The organism is Pontibacter sp. E15-1 (assembly GCF_022601975.1).
Lineage (GTDB): Bacteria > Bacteroidota > Bacteroidia > Cytophagales > Hymenobacteraceae > Pontibacter.
The window spans coordinates 51,342-71,333 of record NZ_JAKVIR010000029.1 but is presented as its reverse complement, the minus strand read 5'-3'; the positions used below and the strand labels follow the sequence as shown (position 1 = coordinate 71,333).

General features: G+C 55.2%; 15 protein-coding genes. 7 read left to right on the top strand and 8 right to left on the bottom strand.

Features of this window, described 5'->3' with window-relative positions:
- Positions 1 to 253: 253 nt before the first annotated feature.
- From MKJ04_RS18610 to MKJ04_RS18595, 4 genes are all read right to left on the bottom strand, one after another.
- On the bottom strand, positions 254 to 937 hold the full coding sequence (locus MKJ04_RS18610; protein WP_241643172.1) for a phosphatidylserine decarboxylase family protein: 684 nt from the start codon (positions 935 to 937) through the stop codon (positions 254 to 256).
- A gap of 123 nt (positions 938 to 1,060) precedes the next feature.
- Positions 1,061 to 2,335 (bottom strand): Glu/Leu/Phe/Val family dehydrogenase, encoded by a 1,275-nt coding sequence (locus MKJ04_RS18605; RefSeq protein WP_241643176.1) that lies wholly within the window; start codon positions 2,333 to 2,335, stop codon positions 1,061 to 1,063.
- A gap of 100 nt (positions 2,336 to 2,435) precedes the next feature.
- Positions 2,436 to 3,263 (bottom strand): phosphatidate cytidylyltransferase, encoded by an 828-nt coding sequence (locus tag MKJ04_RS18600; RefSeq protein ID WP_241643171.1) that lies wholly within the window; start codon positions 3,261 to 3,263, stop codon positions 2,436 to 2,438.
- Between the two features lie 57 nt (positions 3,264 to 3,320).
- Positions 3,321 to 4,283 carry a CPBP family intramembrane glutamic endopeptidase gene (locus MKJ04_RS18595; protein ID WP_241643170.1) on the bottom strand — a complete coding sequence of 321 codons (963 nt, stop codon included), beginning with the start codon at positions 4,281 to 4,283 and terminating at the stop codon, positions 3,321 to 3,323.
- A 53-nt stretch (positions 4,284 to 4,336) separates the two neighbouring features.
- Here MKJ04_RS18595 and dusB point away from each other — a divergent pair, with 53 nt between their 5' ends.
- The 3 genes from dusB to MKJ04_RS18580 all read left to right on the top strand — a co-directional run bounded on the left by dusB (position 4,337) and on the right by MKJ04_RS18580 (position 8,825).
- Positions 4,337 to 5,332 carry a tRNA dihydrouridine synthase DusB gene (dusB, locus tag MKJ04_RS18590; RefSeq protein WP_241643169.1) on the top strand — a complete coding sequence of 332 codons (996 nt, stop codon included), beginning with the start codon at positions 4,337 to 4,339 and terminating at the stop codon, positions 5,330 to 5,332.
- Between the two features lie 433 nt (positions 5,333 to 5,765).
- Positions 5,766 to 6,671: a DMT family transporter gene (locus MKJ04_RS18585; protein ID WP_317246732.1), complete on the top strand. Its 906-nt coding sequence runs from the start codon at positions 5,766 to 5,768 to the stop codon at positions 6,669 to 6,671.
- A gap of 159 nt (positions 6,672 to 6,830) precedes the next feature.
- Positions 6,831 to 8,825, top strand: coding sequence for a Na+/H+ antiporter NhaC family protein (locus tag MKJ04_RS18580; RefSeq protein WP_241643167.1), 1,995 nt, complete (start codon positions 6,831 to 6,833; stop codon positions 8,823 to 8,825).
- Positions 8,826 to 9,229: 404 nt separating this feature from the next.
- Here the strand turns inward: MKJ04_RS18580 and MKJ04_RS18575 are convergent, their stop codons facing one another.
- Both MKJ04_RS18575 and MKJ04_RS18570 read right to left on the bottom strand, forming a co-directional pair.
- Positions 9,230 to 10,165, bottom strand: a complete 936-nt coding sequence (locus MKJ04_RS18575; protein WP_241643166.1) for a GNAT family N-acetyltransferase — start codon at positions 10,163 to 10,165, stop codon at positions 9,230 to 9,232.
- Positions 10,166 to 10,265: 100 nt separating this feature from the next.
- On the bottom strand, positions 10,266 to 11,447 hold the full coding sequence (locus tag MKJ04_RS18570) for a sensor histidine kinase (protein WP_241643165.1): 1,182 nt from the start codon (positions 11,445 to 11,447) through the stop codon (positions 10,266 to 10,268).
- Positions 11,448 to 11,562: 115 nt separating this feature from the next.
- Between MKJ04_RS18570 and hemA the strand changes: the two genes are divergently transcribed.
- Positions 11,563 to 12,846, top strand: coding sequence for a glutamyl-tRNA reductase (gene hemA, locus MKJ04_RS18565; protein ID WP_241643164.1), 1,284 nt, complete (start codon positions 11,563 to 11,565; stop codon positions 12,844 to 12,846).
- 127 nt (positions 12,847 to 12,973) lie between these two features.
- Here hemA and MKJ04_RS18560 read toward each other — a convergent pair whose 3' ends face one another.
- A complete protein-coding gene (locus MKJ04_RS18560) occupies positions 12,974 to 13,282 on the bottom strand; it encodes an ArsR/SmtB family transcription factor (protein ID WP_025608763.1) in 309 nt (102 codons plus the stop codon).
- A 129-nt stretch (positions 13,283 to 13,411) separates the two neighbouring features.
- Here MKJ04_RS18560 and MKJ04_RS18555 point away from each other — a divergent pair, with 129 nt between their 5' ends.
- From MKJ04_RS18555 to MKJ04_RS18545, 3 genes are all read left to right on the top strand, one after another.
- Complete coding sequence (locus tag MKJ04_RS18555) at positions 13,412 to 14,485, top strand: anhydro-N-acetylmuramic acid kinase (RefSeq protein WP_262918101.1); 1,074 nt, start codon at positions 13,412 to 13,414, stop codon at positions 14,483 to 14,485.
- 70 nt (positions 14,486 to 14,555) lie between these two features.
- Positions 14,556 to 15,782 (top strand): Glu/Leu/Phe/Val dehydrogenase dimerization domain-containing protein, encoded by a 1,227-nt coding sequence (locus MKJ04_RS18550; protein ID WP_241643163.1) that lies wholly within the window; start codon positions 14,556 to 14,558, stop codon positions 15,780 to 15,782.
- A 5-nt stretch (positions 15,783 to 15,787) separates the two neighbouring features.
- Complete coding sequence (locus MKJ04_RS18545; RefSeq protein ID WP_241643162.1) at positions 15,788 to 16,954, top strand: mechanosensitive ion channel family protein; 1,167 nt, start codon at positions 15,788 to 15,790, stop codon at positions 16,952 to 16,954.
- Positions 16,955 to 17,295: 341 nt separating this feature from the next.
- Here MKJ04_RS18545 and MKJ04_RS18540 read toward each other — a convergent pair whose 3' ends face one another.
- On the bottom strand, positions 17,296 to 19,794 hold the full coding sequence (locus MKJ04_RS18540; RefSeq protein ID WP_241643161.1) for a DUF3971 domain-containing protein: 2,499 nt from the start codon (positions 19,792 to 19,794) through the stop codon (positions 17,296 to 17,298).
- Positions 19,795 to 19,992 lie beyond the last annotated feature (198 nt).

Genomic DNA, 19,992 nt, shown 5'->3' with positions numbered 1-19,992 from the left:
CCATTTTGCCTCTTGCTTTTCAGTAAAAGGATTTTAAAACACTTTTAGTTCTTTAAATTAAATTGGTAGAGCACTAGTAGGACACTCGATATTCAAAAAGTCAGACACACGATACCCGCAAACAGGACCACACTATACCTACAAACAGGACACTCACAGGTCCTCCGGACACTGTGAGGTCATGACGATAAAAAAAGGCCGTTGCAGTTTATACCTGCAGCGGCCTTTTCTTCTATCGTGATCTGTAAGAATGCTATCCAAACAAGGTGGGCGGTGGTGTCTTGAGTTGGGCGATAACGGTCTGGCCGCCCTTTGTTTTCTGGCCGAGCTCTACTTTTATCTCCGTGTCGAGAGGCACAAAAACGTCTACGCGGGAGCCGAACTTGATGAAGCCGAACTCCTCGCCCTGGCTCACCTCGTCGTCCTCGTTCACGTACCACACGATGCGGCGTGCCATGGCACCGGCTATCTGCCGGAAAAGCACCTCGGGGCCCGCCGTAGACTCTACCACCACGGTAGTGCGCTCGTTCTGCGTGCTCGATTTAGGGTGCCAGGCCACAAAGTAGTTGCCTGGGTGGTATTTAAAATACTTGACGATGCCTGAGACCGGGTTACGCGTGATGTGCACGTTGATCGGCGACATGAAGATGGAGATTTGCTTGCGCTTGTCTTTAAAATATTCCGGTTCCTCTACTTCCTCAATCACCACCACTTTTCCGTCGGCAGGAGCCGTGATCAGGTCTTCGTGCAGCAGCAGGTTGCGATAAGGGCTCCGGAAAAACTGGAGAATCAGGAGGAAAAGAACGGCAGAAACCGCTGAGAAAATTTTGTTGAAAGTACTGTTCTCTGCATTAAAATTATATAGCAAAAGGTTGAAAACCAGCAGTATAAACAGCGTGAAAAATAAAATTCTACGTCCTTCTTTATGAATCTTCATCAGTATTTTGGTTATCAGCAGGCGCTATATAAGCAGGCATTAGCCCGCCCAAGTTTGGTGGACGGGCTATCATCCTGCCTCAAAAATACTAAACTTACGTTTATTGTTGCAAAATTTTAATATTTAGAATCCGCCGCGGTACTTGTAGGTCATGGCTACCTTGTCGATTGCCACGATATAGGCCGCGATTCGCATCGGCACATTGTATTTTTGCGATGCCGCATACACACGCTCAAAGGCCTCGTTCATGATGCGCTCGGCACGCTCGTTCACGCGCTGCAGCGTCCACTTAAAGCCCATGCGGTTTTGCACCCATTCGAAGTAAGATACCGTTACGCCGCCAGAGTTCGCCAGGATATCAGGCACCACCATGATGCCTTTCTCGTTGATGATGCTGTCCGCTTTGTAGGAGGTTGGGCCGTTGGCGCCTTCCACAATCAGGCGGGCCTGTATCCGGTCCACGTTATGAATCGTGATCACATCCTCCACGGCAGCAGGCACCAGCACGTCCACCTTCGAAGTCAGCAGGTCGTCGCTGTCAATCAGCTCAGCGCCTTTATACCCTTCCAGGCGGCCGTTGTGCTCATTCTTGTAGGCGATAGCCTCATCTATGTCGATGCCGTTGTCATTCCAGTAAGCGCCGCTCACATCGCTGATGCCCAGTATCTTCACGCCACGCTCGGCCATCAGCTTGGCTGCCCAGGAGCCCACGTTGCCGAAGCCCTGCACCACCGCGGTCGATTTGTTCGGGTCCATACCCAGTTTCTCCATCGCCGCCATCGCCGACACCATCACACCGCGGCCCGTGGCCTCCACGCGGCCCAATGAGCCGCCCAGCACCAGGGGTTTGCCTGTCACCACGGCGTGCACCGTCGATCCTTTGGTTTTGGAGTATTCGTCCATCAGCCATGCCATCTCGCGCGGGCCTGTGCCCATGTCCGGAGCCGGGATGTCCTGATCAGGGCCGAACAGGTCTACCAGAGAAGAGGTATAGGCTCTGGTCAGGCGCTCAATCTCGCCGGCAGACATGGAGTATGGGTCGCAGATAATACCGCCCTTGGCACCGCCGTAAGGGATGTCCACCACGGCGCACTTCCAGGTCATCCAGGCGGCCAGGGCCTTCACCTCGTCCAGAAACACGTCGGGGGCGTAGCGTATGCCGCCCTTGGATGGCCCCAGTATGTTAGAGTGCATCACCCGGAAGCCCTCGAACACGCGCACTTTGCCGTCATCCATGGTCACGGGCACGTTCACGATCACCTGGCGCGTCGGTGATTTCAAAACATTATATACTTCCTCGTCCAGTCCCAGTACCTCAGCCGCCACGTTAAAACGCGACATCATCGACTCAAAAGGGTTTTCCCTGTCCTTGATCGGTGCAGGCTCTTTATATAACATCATTTTTAGTGTGTAGAATATGTAGTGAGTAGTGAGTGATCAATTATGCGGCAAAGTTGCTCATATTAGCGGCAACCTCCTACAGGCATCGTGCAATTTTTTAGAATATTTTAAGGAAAGCCACCACGAAGGGAATCGCCATCAGGAGGCTGTCGAACCGGTCGAGCAGGCCGCCATGGCCCGGCAGCAGCGTGCCCGAGTCTTTCACGCCCAGGCTGCGCTTCAGCATCGACTCCACCAGGTCGCCCAGCACCCCGAACACCGCCACGATCACGGCAATGCTCACCCACTGGTATAGCTCCAGGTCGGTGAGGAAAAAGGCCAGGGTATACCCCACCACCACGGCCAGCAGCGTGCCTCCGGCCCACCCCTCCCAGGTTTTGCCCGGCGAGATGCGCTCGAACAGCTTGTGCTTCCCGAAGTTTTTGCCCGCGATATAAGCGCCCGTATCTGAGGCCCAGATCAGCAGCATCAGCCCCAGGATGGGGTGCCAACTGTACTCGCCCTCGATGTATGCCAGCACGTGCAACAGCCCAAACGGGCCCGCCACATAAATGGCACCCAGCATAGTAAAAGCGATGTTGGTGAACGGCTGCGGGCGTTTGCGGTACAGCTCATATATAAATATGGCGAAGAGCACCGGCAGCGATAGGTATAGCAGCTCGCCGGGCATGATGCCTGCCTGCACCAGAAACATGGAGACAAAGAACAACCCGCCCAGCAGAAACCCAATGCCCCGGTTGGCATGGATGCCCTGCACCCGCACAATGCGATAGAACTCGGCGATGCCCAGCAGCGTGAGTCCCAGAAATAGCAGGAAATAGGTATAGGCGCCAAAGCAGATGCTTCCGATGAAAACCGCGGCACCCAGCACCCCGACAATGACACGTTGGCTTAAATTACTGAGGGTGGATATCTTTTTGCTCATGCATCGGTTTTGCGTCGGCAGGGCGACAAGTGGGAGGATAGGGTTAGCGAGCGTGGGTTATACAGGGTCTTTCTCTGGGGCTGCCGCAGCTACCTCGGGCCGCGCCGGCACAGCGCCAAACTGCTGGTAAAGGTAATAGATTACGGCGGCACTCAGCACCAGCGAAAGCAGGATTGTGTAGAGCGGCATCGCCTCAGTGCTTTCCACATCCACGTCGATGGCGCGGGTCTGGTGCAGGTAGAGCAGCACCACCGTGAAGCCGTTGTTGACGAAGTGCGCCACCATCGGCACCACAATGCGCCCCGACCAGAAATACAGGTATCCGAACAAGGCCCCCAGCAAAAGCCGCGGCACAAACCCGAAGAACTGCACATGGATGGCCGCAAAAATAAGCGCAGCCAGCCATATGGCCACGTGCCGGTTATCGAGCCAGCGGTAAAACTGCCGCTGCACGATTCCCCGGAACACCAGTTCCTCGCCAATGGCGGGTATAAGCGCAAACACCAGCAAGCCGATCAGCAGGTCGCCCACAGAGTTGAACTGCGTGATGAGCTTCATGATCTCGGCCAGCTGGTCTTCCTGCTGCCGCGCCCAGCGCGCAAACCCGTCCATAAAGCCCGGGAAGTTGAGGTTGGCGTTCCAGCTGATGACGGCCGAGTTGGCCGGCATGATGATGACGATCAGAAACCCGCTCAGCAGCACTAGCCACGCAGCCGGGTGCATTTTCCAGTTCAGGTGGCGGTCTACATCATACCCGATGGAGCGGAGCAGTATAAGCGGCCCGACGATGAACGAGATAAACTGCAGCACCCCTTGCAGCAGCAGCATCACGTCCCTCCCCTGCGGGTGCGAGGCCGGGTTGGCCACCACATCCATCAACTGGAAAATACTGATCCCAAAGATCCAGTTTGCCAGCACGCCTACCAGAAACGTGGCCACAAAATAGCCCCCCGCCATAAACACCAGCAGCAGCAGCAGTACCCAAAACGGGTGAAGATCTTTGGAGATGAAACCTTTCATACAGGAGATTAGGTTTAATTGACGTAAATTTACGCGAAAAATTAGATTTAGCTGTGGTAAAGATAGCGAACATAGAGCTCGGCGAGTTTCCGCTGCTGCTGGCACCAATGGAAGACGTAAGCGACCCCCCGTTCCGGAAGGTGTGCAAGGCAAACGGCGCAGACCTGATGTACACGGAGTTCATCTCCTCGGAGGGCCTCATACGCGATGCCGCCAAGAGCATCCAGAAACTCGATATTTTTGATTACGAGCGCCCCGTCGGCATCCAGATCTTCGGCTCGGACATAGACTCGATGCGGGAGGCGGCCATCGTCTCGTCGCAGGCGGGCCCCGACCTGATCGACATTAACTACGGCTGCCCGGTAAAGAACGTGGCCTGCAAGGGCGCGGGCGCTGCGCTGCTGCGCGATGTGCCCAAGATGGTGAAGATGACCGAGGAGATCGTGAAGGCAACGCACCTGCCCGTAACCGTGAAAACGCGCCTGGGCTGGGACGAGGAAACGAAGTACATCGTGGACACGGCCGAGCGGCTGCAGGACATCGGCATACAGGCCCTGAGCATCCATGGCCGCACCCGCGTGCAGATGTATAAGGGCGAGGCCGACTGGAGCCTGATTGCCGCCGTGAAGAATAACCCGCGCATGAAGATCCCGATTTTCGGCAACGGCGACATCGACACGCCGCAAAAGGCCCTGGAGTACCGCAACCGGTATGGCGTGGATGGCATCATGATCGGGAGAGCCAGCATCGGCCACCCATGGATTTTTAATGAGGTGAAGCACTTCATGGCCACGGGAGAGGTGCTGCCGGAACCAACGCTGGAAGAGCGCGTGGCCGTCTGCCGCCAGCACTTTACGCACTCGCTGGAGTGGAAGGGCGACAAGCTGGGGATGTTTGAGATGCGCCGCCACTATACCAACTACTTCCGCGGGCTGCCGCACTTCAAGCCCCTGCGCATGCGCCTCGTGCAGTCCGAAAACGTGCAGGAGATCTACGACACGCTGGAAGAGATCGCCCAGACCATGAGCTATGCAGAGGTAGAAAGCTAGAGAGTTGGTGGAGTTAGAGAGTTGGGGAGTTAGAGAGGTATAGTCTTCAACTGGCGCAAGCGTCCGCTTGTGCCATGGAGTTGCGCCAGTAAAACTGTCTACAGAGGCACAAGCGGACGCTTGCGCCACATGGGATCATACCCCTGGCCTACCTGTACTTCCTGCCGAATATTATATATACCACCACCTGCCTTAGAGTATGCTTAAATTTTATTTTTGGAAGCGAAAAATGTTCAGGAAGGGTTCTGACGAAGCGTTTTTTGAGCCGCATAGCAGCGCTATGGGGCGATAAAAAGGTGAAGTCAGGTTCCTTAATGGACGTTTTGTAGCCCAAAAGATGAAATTTAAACATGCTCTTAACTCACCCAAGCCCCACATCCAACTTCCAAACTCCACCAACTCCCCAACTTTCTACCTCCTAAACTCCTAAACTATCAAGACCGCTACTACTCCCGCACCTGCCAAAACCACTAACAACGCGCTTTCCTGGTTCCTGATCACAATCCTGACCCTTATTTGGGGCACCTCATTTATCCTGATGAAGAAGGGGCTAGTGGTCTTTTCGGCGGGAGAAGTGGGCGGCCTCCGGATGGCTATTGCCAGTCTGGCGCTGCTGCCCTTTGCCGTGCGGCAGGTCAGCAGAATGGAGCCAGGCCGATGGAAGTATATAGCGGGCAGCGGCATGCTGGGCAATTTCCTGCCTGCCTTTCTGTTTGCCTATGCCGAAACGCGACTAGCCAGCGGCCTGGCGGGTGTGCTTAACTCGCTCACCGCTCTGTTCACCCTGCTGATGGGTGCCATCTTCTTCCGGCAGTCCATCACCTGGATGCGCATGCTGGGCATTGTGGTGGGCATCGCCGGTACGGCCGTGCTCATCTTCTCGGGCAACGGCAGCACCGACCTCGACAACAAGTACTATGGCATCTACATTGTGCTCGCCACTGTGTGCTACGGGGCCAGCGTCAACATTATCAAGCACCGCCTGCAGGGCATCAAGCCGCTCGTTATCTCCAGCCTGGCGCTGCTCACGGTGGGGCCGCTTGCCCTGGGGTACCTTTTCACCACCAACGTGGTAGGCAAGCTGCAGCATACCCCGGGCGCCTGGGAGGCCTTTTCATATATCGCCATCCTGGCCATTGTGAGCACCGCGATTGCCCTGGTGCTTTTCAACAAGCTCATTCACATTTCCACCACGCTTTTCGCCAGCTCCATCACCTACCTCATCCCGATTGTGGCGCTGCTGTGGGGCGTGCTCGACGGCGAGCGTATCCAGCTGTGGCACTATGCGGGCATGCTCGTGATCCTGGCGGGTGTGTTTATCGTGAACCGGGCAAAATGAACGGCGCACAGCGCACCAAACACGCCTTGCTTTTATACCCTAACGGCCTCCTCAGGCACCGGAAGCACCCGATGGCGGCATGCTGCGTATAGTGCCTTATTTCCGGATATCCCTTTTTTTTGCGTACTTAAGCGTCTGAATAATCCCTTATGCTGATACATGAAGCTATATAAGTCCCTCCTACCCCTGGCGCTGCTCCTGCTGTTTTGTTTCCGGGTGCAGGCGCAGGAAACCATTGACAAGGCTGCGATCGAGGAGTTTACCCTGCAGGCAATCAACGACACCGCCTATACCCTCCGCACCACAAACACAGCGGGCAATTTAGTGAAGTACTCAGGCGTGCTGCCGCTCCGGGTAAACGGCGCATTGCAGGAGGCCGACTTTCTGGAGGGCGAAACGCTGCTGCAGCTTCCGAAGGCGGGTGAGTTGGTGCAGGTTAGCGCCAACCTGGGCACGCATACCCTGGCCCGGCTTTACCGCCCCGATGCAGCGGCCCCCGGTGGCCTGCGCGAGTTCCCGATGTGGCTGTCGATCCTGCCGCCGCTGATTGCCATTGTGCTGGCGCTTATTTTCCGGGAGGTGTTGCTGGCGCTTTTCGCCGGTATCTGGGTGGGGGGCTTCGTGATTTACGGGCTGTCCTTTAAGTCTGCTTTTACCGGTTTACTGGCCGTGGGCGATACCTACCTGATGGAGGCGCTTACCGACTCGGACCACGTTTCGGTGATTATCTTCTCGATGCTGATCGGGGGCATGGTGGCCATTATCTCTAAGAACGGGGGTATGGCCGGCATCGTGAACCTGCTTTCCCGCTATGCCAGGTCCGCTAAAAGCGCCCAGGTGGTGACGTGGGCCCTGGGTCTGGCCATTTTCTTCGACGATTACGCAAACACCCTGATCGTGGGCAACACCATGCGCCCCGTTACCGACGGGCACAAGGTATCGCGCGAGAAGCTGGCCTACCTCGTGGACAGCACCGCCGCCCCGGTGGCCGCCATCGCCTTCGTCACGACGTGGGTGGGGGCCGAGTTAGGGTATATCAAAGACGCCGCCACGTCGCTGGGGATAGAGGAAGGCGCTTACTCGCTGTTTTTCCACTCGCTGGAATACGCCTACTACCCGGTGCTGACGCTTGTGTTTATGCTCATGCTGATCCTGATGAACCGCGATTTCGGAAGCATGCACACTGCCGAAGTGCGCGCCCGCACCACCGGTGCCGTTACCTCGGCCAGCATGGACCGCCAGGGTGAGGCGAGGCAACAGCAGGAAATGGCTGAGTTTGAGCCGGTGGACAACTCCCGCACGCGTGCCGCCAATGCGCTGCTGCCCGTGCTGGTCGTTATCTTCGGCACCCTGGTTGGCTTGCTGTATACCGGCTACAACCCCGATGTGTGGGCAGACGCCAGCCTCGGCTCCATCCGCAAGCTTTCGATCACCATCGGCGACTCTAACTCCTACCTCTCGCTTATCTGGGCCTCGCTCTCCGGCGTGATTGTGGCGATTTTACTTACCGTGAGCCAGCGCATCATGTCCCTGACGGCAACCATGGAGTCGCTGGTGGTGGGCTTTAAAACGATGCTGCCGGCCATACTCATCCTGGTGCTGGCCTGGTCGCTGGCGGCCGTCACGCAGGAGCTCTATACCGCCGAGTACCTCACGTCGCTCTTCTCGGGCAACATCTCCCCGCATTTCCTGCCGGAGATCACTTTCTTCCTGGCCGCCATCATCGCCTTCTCTACAGGCTCCAGCTGGGGCACGATGGCGATTCTATACCCGCTGATGCTGCCGGCGGCCTGGTATGTGAGCCAGATGCAGGGTTTCTCGCTGGAGGAGACTATGCCGATCATCTACAACGTGATTTCGGTGGTGCTGGCGGGCTCTGTTTTCGGCGACCACTGCTCCCCCATCTCCGACACCACCATTCTCAGTTCCCTGGCTTCCGGCTGCAACCACATCGACCACGTGAAAACGCAGCTGCCGTATGCCGTCACCGTGGCTTTGGTGGCGAACCTGGTGTGCACCAACCTCTCCAGTTGGGGCGTGCACTGGCTGTTGGTATACCTCATTGGGGCCGTGGTGCTTTGGGCGATCATCCGGTGGCTGGGCAAGAAGAATGTTGTGGAGGCCATACCTGTCGCTGAGGCCGTGGAGGCTTAATTTATACCTTTCACATCATACCTCTAAAAGAAATCGCGGGCTGCTCTTGTGTTAGAGCAGCCCGCGATTTCTTTTATAACGTTAATTCGGGAATATCGGGATTATTACAATACAGGAACAGCCTTATTCCATAGTTTGCTTTGCGCTCCACGCCTGGGGTAGGGGCCCTACTTAAGCTGGGGCGCGTTTTCCCGCTCGGCACTGTGTAGTTGAAGCTGCCTTCGCTCCGCTCAGGCTGCCTCACTGCGTTCGGCACCGCAACACCTACAAGGTGCCTCTCGGAAAAACTGGGAATCATTTTGCCTTGATCTAGCTAAACCATACTTCTACAAAGCAGAAAAACTTATTTAAAAGCAGGTTAATCTACAGCTATGCCCGCGATGTCTTTTATACCTTGTCTGCCGCTATAGGGCTAGCTCGTAGAAGTCGTGCACCATGGTGCGGGCCCCGTAGCTTTCCTTGTTCCGGATCAGCCCCTCGTTCAGGTACTGGCCCTGCCGCTCCGTGGATATCCCGAAATTAAAGTACTTCTTGTGTGGGTATACCTCCGTGAGCAGGTGGTTTATCAGCACATCCACAGCACCCATACCCCTGCCCGCCACGGTATACCCTATGTACTGGCAGTGCGCCACCGTAGCCGTTTCATACACAAGAATGCCCCCCACCATCTCGTTGCCCGCACAGGCGATGTACAGTTTAATGTTTTGCGGGAAGCGGGAAGCGAGCAATGCCATTTCAGCCGCGGTATGCACAGGCGACAGGTTATACCGGGTCTGCAGCAGGTCACGCTCGAGTTGCATAAACCCGCCGTAGTCTTCTGACGCCAGCACCTGCAGCTCCGACTCCCTGGCTTTTTTCACTTCCCACCGCCTTTTCCTGCTATACCCAAGTAGCCGGGCCAACGCTACCACCGAAGACGCATCGCGCCTGAACAGCGTGGCCCCGAAGCGGAACAAGGCATATACATCTTCCTCGGCCGGGAACTGGTGGTATATATGGGGTATGGTTTTATAGAGGATCTTTCGGAAACCCTCCTTCCGGAAGTATTGGGTCATCGCCTCAAACACCTCCAGCATCGCGCCGGTTTTCATGCGCCCGCCGCTGATGATGCCGCCATACGTCAGGCCGCCGTGGCTGTGTATCTCCTGCCCCGCCTCGTTGGCTGGCAGCAAGGCAAGCAGCTGGCCTTTGCGATAGAACAGCAGCGAGTGATCCGTAAACCGGTCGGCATGATACTCCATATAGTCGCGGAGCAGCAGGAAGGTGCCGTTTTTAGAAGCCGCCACAAAGGCGTCCCAGGCATCTTTATGCGCAAGCGTATACCGTACTACTGCTACCATATGTATAAATGGCGGTGAAATGAATGCGAAAGAAAAACAGAAAGCCGAAGCTGGGCTTCTATATAACTCGGAATTCGTAATTCGGAACTCATAACTATTATCACCGATTCAGCACAATCCGGAATGTGGTGCCCTTGCCCACCTCCGACGATTTGACGTACAGCCTGCCCTCGTGGTAATTGTCGATGATGCGCTTGGCCAGCGCCAGGCCGAGGCCCCAGCCCCGCTTCTTGGTGGTATAGCCGGGCAGAAAAACATTGTTGATCTTGCTTTTCGGGATGCCCTTGCCTGTGTCTGCTATGTCCACGGCAATGCTGCTCTTGCCCAGCAACACCAGTTGTATGTCGATGCTGCCCCGGCCCTCCATGGCGTCCACGGCGTTTTTGCAAATGTTCTCAATCACCCAGTCATACAGCGACAGGTTCACCTTGGCGGTAATTTCGGGGGCGAAGGTAGAGGTTACAGTAAAAATCACCTTGCGCGAAATGCGGTTCTGCAGGTAGTTGATGGCGTTCTCTGTCACCTGCAGTATGTTCTCGTCGCGCAGCGTGGGCACCGAACCGATATTGGAGAAGCGCTCCGTGATCACCTCCAGCCGCCGCACGTCCTTGCCCAGTTCCTCCACAATGGGCTCCTTCTCGAACTTGGGGTTGGCCTTGATGTACTCATACCATGCCATCAGCGACGACAGCGGCGTGCCCAGCTGGTGCGCCGTTTCCTTGGCCAGCCCCACCCATACCCGGTTCTGCTCGGCGCGGCGGGAGTAGCTGAACGCGAAATACGCCATTGCGGCAAAACAGGCAATCACGATCAGCTGCACATAGGGGTAGTAGCGCAGCTGCGAGAGCAAGGCCGAGTCTTTGTAAAACACATAGTTCACGGAGCCCTCCGCCCAGGGAACCACAATGGGGGCGTGCTCTGTTTTCATTTTCTGAATCTCGCGCTGCAGCAGCTCGTTTATTTTCTCGTTGTTGTTCGCAATGTTTTTGGGGATGTCGATGTTCTTGGAATCAAGGATGTTTTCGTTCTCGTCTGTCAGGATAACGGGCACGGTGTGGTTGGAGGAGAGGATTTCCTCCTCGATAAACACAATGTTGTCGTCGCTGGGCGCATTGATCATGTAGCGGAGGCCCTTGGCGTATAGCTGAACTAATTCCTGCTCCCGCTCAGACAATTTGCTGACTAATATGTTGGTGTAAGTAATGGTGACTGCACCGATGATAAGCGCGACGATGACAACAATGAGCTTTATCCTGTTCTTCTGAGCGTAAATGGGGATCATGCAGTGTACACGTAATTTATTTGAAATTAGTATTAAATTGAACATTAACAGCAACTAAGTTTCATTTTAATAAATTGAAACTTAACTTTGCACCTAAGTAGACCTTACCTAAATTATGCTTCAGAATTTCAAAGCAATCAGCCTGTCGTATAAGAAAGCGCCGCTGGATATCAGGGAACTGATTGCCTTAGATGAAACTTCCTGCAGGCTATTCCTACAGACACTCAGGGGCTTCATTCAGGCTTCTGACATACTGGTGCTCTCCACCTGCAACCGCACCGAGGTATACTACAACGCCGACGTAGACCACAGCACCCAGATTGTGAAACTGCTGGGCATCACCAAAGGCATCGAGAACATCTCCCAATACCTGGACTTCTTCACCATCCTGAACGAGCACAACGATGCCGTGCAGCACCTGTTCGACGTGTCGATCGGACTGGAGTCGCAGGTGGTGGGCGACATGCAGATCTCTAACCAGGTGAAGCAGGCCTACCAATGGTCCGCCGACAACGAGACGGCTGGCCCGTTTCTGCACCGCCTGATGCACACCATCTTCTTCACCAACAAGCGCGTGGTCCAGGAAACCTCCTTCCGCGACGGAGCCGCCTCCACCTCCTATGCCGCCATTGAGCTGATTGAGGAGCTGACGGCCGACATCACGGAGCCGAGCATACTGGTGGTGGGTTTAGGCGAGATCGGGGCCGATGTGTGCCGCAACCTGCAGGACAACGGCTATAAGAACGTGAAGATCGCGAACCGCACGCAGGCAAAGGCCGCCGCGCTGGCAGCGGAGTGCGGCATGGAAGTGCTGCCCTTCGAGGAGATCGTGCAGGGTATGAAGGCCGCCGACGTGATCATCTCTTCCGTGGCCCGCGAAACCCCTTTCTTCACAAAAGAAATGGTCAAGCGCCTGAATGTGCTGTCGTTTAAGTTCTTCATCGACCTATCAGTGCCGCGCAGCGTGGAAACGGACGTAGAGACCGTGCCGGGCGTGCTGGTATACAACATCGACACGATCCAGAGCAAGGCCTCTGAGGCTCTGCTGCGCCGCATCAACTCGGTGCCGAAGGTGAAGGAAATCATCACGGAGTCTATCGCGCAGTTTAACGACTGGTCTAAAGAGATGATGGTGTCGCCGACGATCAACCGGCTGAAGAACGCGCTGGAAACCATCCGCCAGGAGGAGATGGCGCGCTACATGAAAAAACTCGGCCCAAAAGAGGCGAAACTCATGGACAATATAACGAAGTCCATGATGCAGAAAATTATAAAACTTCCGGTATTGCAATTGAAGGCCGCCTGCAAGCGCGGCGAGGCCGAAACACTGATCGACCTGCTGAACGACCTTTTTGACCTCGAAAACCAGACAACCGAAGCAGGTCAGATTTCTGAGTAAACAGCCATTTTTTGTTAGTTAAAATAAAAGCCTGAGGCCTCCGCAGCGTTCATTTTTAGATGAATTGCGGAGGCCTCAGGCTGTTTTTGATGGGTGGCAGGGTGAGCTTTAACAGCGGCTGTGGCTATTAAATATCAATGCAGCACTCTTCCAAACAATCAATCACATCAATCAGCTTCGGGATGGCCAGGGAGTAATAGATTTTCGTCCCCACTTTAAAGGAAGACAAAACACCTTTGTCTTTTAGTGTGATAAGATGCTGCGAAGCGATGGCTTGCGGGAGGTCTAACTGCTTATATATCTCAGTTACAGTCATTTTGTCCTCCTTTCCAAGCAAATCAACGATTGCTAATCTCTTCGGGTGGGCCAACACTTTAAGCATGGCCGCTGCCTTATCTATCTTCTTCGATTCTACTCTTGATAATAAACTTTTCATAATAATTAATTATACCTAACAGTTCCTACAATTCTATTTTCAGTTAACAATCTTATTCATATTAAGATATATACGAGGCCTGCATTATTTGGCTGAACCTACATTCCCGTATATTTCTTATTTTTGGTGATGGATACTTCTTTTCAAGTGATCGGCCTCATGTCAGGCACCTCTCTGGATGGCCTCGATTTGGCACATTGTTGCTTTACGTACGAAAGAAAAAATTGGATATATAAAATACTACATACAAATACATTAAAATATTCAAATACTTTAATTGAATCCCTCCGGGAAGCCGAGACAGCCAGCGGTACCGAGCTCATCCGGCTGCACCATTCCTTTGGCAGGCACCTGGGCCAACAAGTTCTTGGTTTTGTGCAGGAACACGGAATCCGCGCCGATTTTGTTGCATCGCACGGCCATACTATCTTCCACCAGCCCGACAAACACATCTCGTTTCAGCTGGGCGATGGGGCCTATATTGCCGCCCACGCGCAGCTGCCGGTGGTCAGCGACTTCCGTACGCTGGATATTGCCCTGGGGGGCCAGGGAGCACCGCTGGTGCCGATCGGGGACGAGTTACTTTTCGGAGAGTATGATTACTGCGTCAACCTGGGCGGCATCGCCAATGTCTCATATAATCAGAACGGCCAGCGGCTGGCCTTTGATATATGCGCCTGCAACATGCTGCTGAATACGCTGGCAAACAGCCTGGGGCATGCCTATGATACTAACGGTGACGTGGCCCGCTCCGGTTCCCTTGCGCCCGCGCTGCTGCAGCAACTGAACGCCCCGGCCTACTTCGCCGCCCCGGCCCCCAAGTCGCTGGGCAAGGAGTGGGTGCTGGCGCACAGCCTCCATACCCTGCAGGCTTCCGAAGCCTCCATCCCCGACCAGCTGCACACCGTCTGCCACCACATTGCGGAGCAGCTGAGGCTGGCCCTGCCACCGCTCCATGGGGGCACCCATCGCCTGCTGCTAACGGGTGGGGGCGCCTTCAACGGTTACCTGGTGCAGGTGCTGCAGGAGTACCTGGGGGAGCAGTGCCAGGTGGTGGTGCCAGAACCGGTGGTGGTGGCGTTTAAGGAAGCGCTGATTTTCGCCTTTCTGGGCGTGCTGCGCTGGCGAGGGGAGCACAACTGCCTGCGCAGCGTCACCGGAGCCTCCCACGACAATATCGGCGGCTCCATCTACCTGTGCTGAGCGCGCTTTGCCTGCACGCTCCGATCTATTTTTGTACCTTTGGGGAACGGAGGCACAAACATAAAAACAGATGAAAGAACTACTGGCTAAGTTTGAGAATAGGCAACCTGAGATCGTCTTTGAGTGGAAAGACGCCGAGACGGAGGCAGAGGGCTGGGTTGTGATCAACTCGTTGCGGGGCGGGGCGGCAGGCGGCGGCACGCGCATGCGCAAAGGCCTCGACAAGCGCGAGGTGGAGTCGCTGGCAAAGACGATGGAGGTAAAGTTCACCGTGTCCGGCCCAGCCATTGGCGGCGCCAAGTCCGGCATCAACTTCGACCCCGCCGACCCGCGCAAGCGCGGGGTGCTCGAGCGCTGGTATAAAGTGGTGATTCCGCTGCTCAAAAACTACTACGGCACCGGCGGCGACCTGAATGTGGATGAGATACACGAGGTGATCCCGATCACGGAGGAGTATGGCCTGTGGCACCCGCAGGAGGGCATCGTGAACGGCCACTTCAACGCAACGGAGCCGCAAAAGATAAACAAGATCGGGCAACTGCGCCAGGGAGTCGTGAAGGTTATCGAGGACCCGCATTACTCCCCCTCCACCGCACGCAAATACACCATTGCCGATATGATCACGGGGTATGGCGTGGCGGAGTCTGTGTGCCAGTATTATGATATATGGGGCGGCACATACGCCGGCAAGCGGGCCATTATACAGGGCTGGGGAAACGTGGGTGCCTCGGCAGCCTATTACCTTGCCTCCAGGGGCGTCAGGGTCGTGGGCATCATCGACAGGGCCGGCGGGCTGATAAAAGAGGAGGGCTTTACTTTTGAGGAAGTGACGGAGCTGTTTCTCAACCGCCAGGGCAATGCCCTGAACCCGGCGGGGCTGCTGCCTTTTGAGGAGGTGGACGCGCGCATCTGGTCGCTCCCGGCCGAGATCTTTATACCTGCCGCCTCGTCCCGACTTGTGTCCAGGGTGCAGGTAGAGCAAATGATCAGCAGTGGCATGGAGGTGATCTCCTCAGGCGCCAACGTGCCGTTCCAGGATCCGGAGATCTTCTTCGGCCCCACCGGCGAGTTTGCCGACCACAACCTGGCCGTGATTCCCGATTTTATCGCCAACTGCGGTATGGCGCGCGTGTTTGCCTACCTTATGGAGAGTGAGGTGGAGATTACCGACGAGGCTATCTTCACGGACATTTCCGCTACCATCCGCGCGGCCCTGCAAAAGGCCTTTGAGAAGAGCGGCCAGAAAACCGAGATCGCCAAGACAAGTTTTGAAATAGCGTTGAGCCAGTTGCTTTAACCGATATGAACTGGAGAGAAATCCTTGCCTATGAGTTTCTGGGCAACACCGTACAAGAGTTCCTGATTTTTGCGGGCATCCTGCTGTTTGGCTTTATCTTCAAGACGCTACTGTCCAGACTTCTGTCCGGGGTGCTCTACAAGCTGGTCAACCGCTTCTCTAACGGCAACGACAACCAGTCGGCCTTCAAGCACCTGCTCATACAGCCGCTGGAGGTGCTGCTGTTTCTGTTTTTCCTGTACTTCGCGTTCCTGGTGCTGGACTATCCCCTCGACCCCACCGAGATCCGCAAAGGCGACCCTTTTGTCAAAACATTCGCGTTCCGCACCTATCAGGTGTTCGTGATTGTGGCCCTCACCTGGGTGGTGCTTCGCTTCGTCGATTTCGTCGGGTTGATTTTCAAGCACCGTGCCGAGCAAACTGCCTCGAAGCTGGACGACCAGCTGGTGCCCTTCTTCAAGGACTTCTCGAAGGTGCTGCTCGTCATCTTCTCTTTCTTGTCGATGCTGGGGCTGGTGTTTGGCGTGAATGTGGCCGGGCTCGTGGCCGGACTGGGTGTGGGTGGCCTGGCCATTGCCTTCGCCGCCAAAGAAAGCCTTGAGAACCTGCTGGCCTCCTTCACCATCTTCCTGGATCAGCCTTTTGTGATCGGCGACCTGGTGCAAGTGGGAGAGTTGCTGGGCGTGGTGGAGAAGATCGGCTTCCGGAGCACACGCATCCGCACCCTGGAGAAAAGCTTCGTGACGCTGCCCAACAAGTTCATGATCGACAAGCCGCTGGACAACCTGACCCTGCGCACCTTCCGTCGCGCCAAGTTCGACATCAACCTGACCTATGGCACCACTTCGGAGCAGATCCGGGCCATTAGCCGCGAAATCCAGGAGTATATAGACCATCATCCCCGCACCAACCAGGAGGGCCGCATCCGTTTCCTGAACCTGGGGGCCCATTCCAAAGATGTGATGATCCTGTACTTTGTGGACACGATGGACTGGAATGAGTTTATTGATGTGAAAGAGGAGGTCAATTACAAGATTGTGGAAATCGTGGAGCGGAACGGGGCTGAGTTTGCCTTCCCGACACAGACCCTGCATCTGCAGCGGCCCACCCATACCCCTCCGCTTACCGCCGCGTCGCCATACCCCGCTGCAAAAGAGTCTGACATGGAGTAACCGGAAAGGTATAAACACAAAAAAGCCGGAGAAGCTCCGGCTTTTTTTTCACCCTTATATTATTAATCTTATTTAAATTATACTTGGCGCTGATTGCCGGCCCCGAGTATTTATCTTAAAAACAGCTGTAGTTTTAAACTTCAAATCTCTTACTGCAACTCTGCTCTATTGCAGTTTTGATATCTTTAACGCCCCGCACGAGCCATAGTTACAGCAATAATACAAATACCATTGACAGGGGTTGATATTAAGGGTGAATGGCCCAAATAACCATGCCAACGTAAATTCAGCTTTCAAACTATATGAATTATACTATTTAATAGAATGGCGCTTCACGGCTGCTAATCGAAGTCAAAATAGGTATCTTCCGCCAGCTGTATTTCTTTCTCCTTTGCTTTTGGCTTCTTGCCGCGAAGCAGGTCTTTCAACTCTCTCCCTTCTTCTTTCAGGTCGGCTTTCACTTTCTGGCGCACCCGCTCGTTGTCGTAGGCAATCTTAAAGTCGCTCTCATTGCCTTTCAGGGTCAGGAAGAGGCTGCTGCCTCCGGCATCGCGGTCTTCGGCCACTACGCCAAACACGGCGTCCTTGTCTGGGCGGCGGCTCCCGAGCAAAGGCAGCTTTATCTTATAGTCCATCCGCTGGTCGAAGGTATGGGTGCCGGAGATCGACACCACCGGGGCCGCCGACACGTTGGACCGGATATCCATCTCGGGGATATAGATCGTGCGCTGCTGTATCCAGAAGTTGTTGTGCAGTTCCGCAAAGCGCATGTTGGCCAGTTCGGAGCGCTTCACAAACGCCGACATCTTTTGCATGGGCGCAAAGCCGACAAGCTGCCCGTTGCGCACGGTAGCCTCTATCTCGGCTTGCAGCAGGTTCGTCTTGGGGTCTAGCTGGCTGTTGAGAAACACATCCGAGACAATGTTGGCCGTCAGCTGGCCGCGCAGGTGGCGCTCTTCTATAAAGTCCTGATGAAAGTTCTCGAACACGTAAAACAGACTGTCCACGCTCATGTTGGTCAGCTTGGCCGCCGTGCTCACTTTGATATGGTCGCGGGTACGGGCGTCGAGCGTGCCCCGCACGGAAAACTCGCCGCCCACGGCACTGAAGGAGATGTTTGGCGTGGACAGCACCTGGTTGCGCAGCTTCACCTCGCCCCGCATCCGCTTGCCTCTGAAACGCCTGAAACGCAACCGGTCGATAGAGGCGCTTAGGTCGAAGGCAATGTTGGGCGAGACCACGAACTTGTAATTGTCGCCGCTGCCTTTGCCCGTGCGGTCGGCCTCGGCCGTATTCAGCTCCTCGCTCAGCAACTGGTCGAAGTTGAGGTAATGGCTGCTGAAATCAGCCTCCACCAGCAGGCGCTGCCGGTCCAGCAGCAGCCAGGCCATCATGTTCTTGAACATGCCGTTCACCACAAAGTCAGACTCGCCCAGCTTGCCCTTAAAATCAGACACCGCCACATCGTTGCGCTTGAACATGAAGTTGCCGCTCAGGTTGCTGAGGGGCAACGGCAGGTCCTGCAGCGTAAGCGACACGTTGTGCAGCGTAATGTCTCCGGTTGTGCTCACGGTGCTGTTGCCGGGGCGCGCCTTAAACTCATTCAGGTTGCCCGAGAAGGCGATGCGCACATCGGCCAGGCCGCTGCCTTTGCGCACCTGCTCCAGCTTGGCCAGCCCCAGCACGTAGCCTACATCCAGCATCCCCTGCACATCGAAGGCAATGTTCGGGTTGTTGAAGTTGCGATAGGTCAGGTTGCCTTTAAAGGGCCTCCCGCTCAGCACGCCGCTCAGGTTCTCCAGTTTCAGGGCAGAGGTGGCGGCAATCTGCTTTTCCCCGTTCGTGAAGCTCCCTTTCAGGTTAACCTTCTCTACCTTCTGCTTGGCGTCCGGGTGATAGAAGGAGGCGTTTCGGGCCCCAAAGCTGATGTTGATCAGGGGTGTTTCTTTGGAGGAGGCGTTGCCTTTCACGGTTCCGGCAAAGTATACCTCTCCTTCGCTGCGGTACTGGCTCAGCTCGCGGGTTATCTCCTGCGGCAGCAGCGACAAGATGGATTGGATACTGGTGTTCTTTCCCTCCAGCTTCAGGTCAAGAGCCGTGGGGCCGGTATAGGCGATGGTCCCGCCCACTTCGTAAGCTGCCCCCTCCACCTGCACCACCGAGGGCTCAAGCTGTATCGTGCGCGCCGCCCTGTCGATGCGAAGCGCTGTGGCCAGCTCCACCTTCTTGCCCTTAAAATACTCGCCTGTGCCTATTTTTATGGTATGGATGGATGTGCTTCCGTTTGCCTCTATCGCAATAGTCTCCGGGGTGATGGCCAGCGCGGCTACCAGCTGGCGCGCGTCTACCTCGTAGGTCTGTTGCAGCTGCTGGTCTATGTAATGCAGCGCCACTTCGCTGAGACTGATCTTCTCGAGGTCAAAGGAGAAGCCTTCATCGTCTGAGGCGGTCGTGTCGGAGGCGATCACCTCGTAGTTCACGCTTCCGTCCGGCAGCACCTTCACGTATACCTCGCCCTTTTCCATATAAAACTCCTTCACGCTGTAGGCGCCGCGCAGCACATCCAGCAGGCTGAAGGTAAAGTACAGCTTGTCGGCCCGCGCCAGCGACTCTGTGCTCTCCGGCAAGCCCTCATGCACGTTCACCTGGTCCAGGCTCACGGCCACATGCGGAAACTTGTCGAACAGCGAAAGCGAAATCTGCCCCACCTCCACCTTCGTTTTGATGTGCTTGTTCGCCTCGTCCACAAAAAGCTCTATTATTTTATCCTGGTAAGTGTAGACCAACCCAAACGCTATTCCCATCGCAGCCGTGATGCCTGCCACAACATAAAATAGCACTTTTTTAACAACTCCTTTTTTCACTAACCGAAAGTTCAGATTTTTAGCACCTTACAGAAACCAAAGGTACACCAGTTAAAACACGCGAACAAGAGGCCCTCCGCCCCGAAAAAAAATTTAAGAATTTTTTTCCAAATGTTTTGCGATTAAAAAAATATGCCCCATATTTGCATCATCAAACAGGGACAAAAGGTCTCT

What these genes read in the sequence shown, in the direction of transcription:
- MKJ04_RS18550 (WP_241643163.1), top strand. Translation starts at nt 14,556, where the DNA reads ATGAAAGAACTACTGGCTAAGTTTGAGAATAGGCAACCTGAGATCGTC.
- hemA (WP_241643164.1), top strand. Translation starts at nt 11,563, where the DNA reads ATGCTTCAGAATTTCAAAGCAATCAGCCTGTCGTATAAGAAAGCGCCG.
- MKJ04_RS18610 (WP_241643172.1), bottom strand. Translation starts at nt 937, where the DNA reads ATGAAGATTCATAAAGAAGGACGTAGAATTTTATTTTTCACGCTGTTT.
- MKJ04_RS18575 (WP_241643166.1), bottom strand. Translation starts at nt 10,165, where the DNA reads ATGGTAGCAGTAGTACGGTATACGCTTGCGCATAAAGATGCCTGGGAC.
- MKJ04_RS18580 (WP_241643167.1), top strand. Translation starts at nt 6,831, where the DNA reads ATGAAGCTATATAAGTCCCTCCTACCCCTGGCGCTGCTCCTGCTGTTT.
- MKJ04_RS18595 (WP_241643170.1), bottom strand. Translation starts at nt 4,283, where the DNA reads ATGAAAGGTTTCATCTCCAAAGATCTTCACCCGTTTTGGGTACTGCTG.
- MKJ04_RS18545 (WP_241643162.1), top strand. Translation starts at nt 15,788, where the DNA reads ATGAACTGGAGAGAAATCCTTGCCTATGAGTTTCTGGGCAACACCGTA.
- MKJ04_RS18600 (WP_241643171.1), bottom strand. Translation starts at nt 3,263, where the DNA reads ATGAGCAAAAAGATATCCACCCTCAGTAATTTAAGCCAACGTGTCATT.
- MKJ04_RS18555 (WP_262918101.1), top strand. Translation starts at nt 13,412, where the DNA reads ATGGATACTTCTTTTCAAGTGATCGGCCTCATGTCAGGCACCTCTCTG.
- MKJ04_RS18570 (WP_241643165.1), bottom strand. Translation starts at nt 11,447, where the DNA reads ATGATCCCCATTTACGCTCAGAAGAACAGGATAAAGCTCATTGTTGTC.
- MKJ04_RS18560 (WP_025608763.1), bottom strand. Translation starts at nt 13,282, where the DNA reads ATGAAAAGTTTATTATCAAGAGTAGAATCGAAGAAGATAGATAAGGCA.
- MKJ04_RS18605 (WP_241643176.1), bottom strand. Translation starts at nt 2,335, where the DNA reads ATGTTATATAAAGAGCCTGCACCGATCAAGGACAGGGAAAACCCTTTT.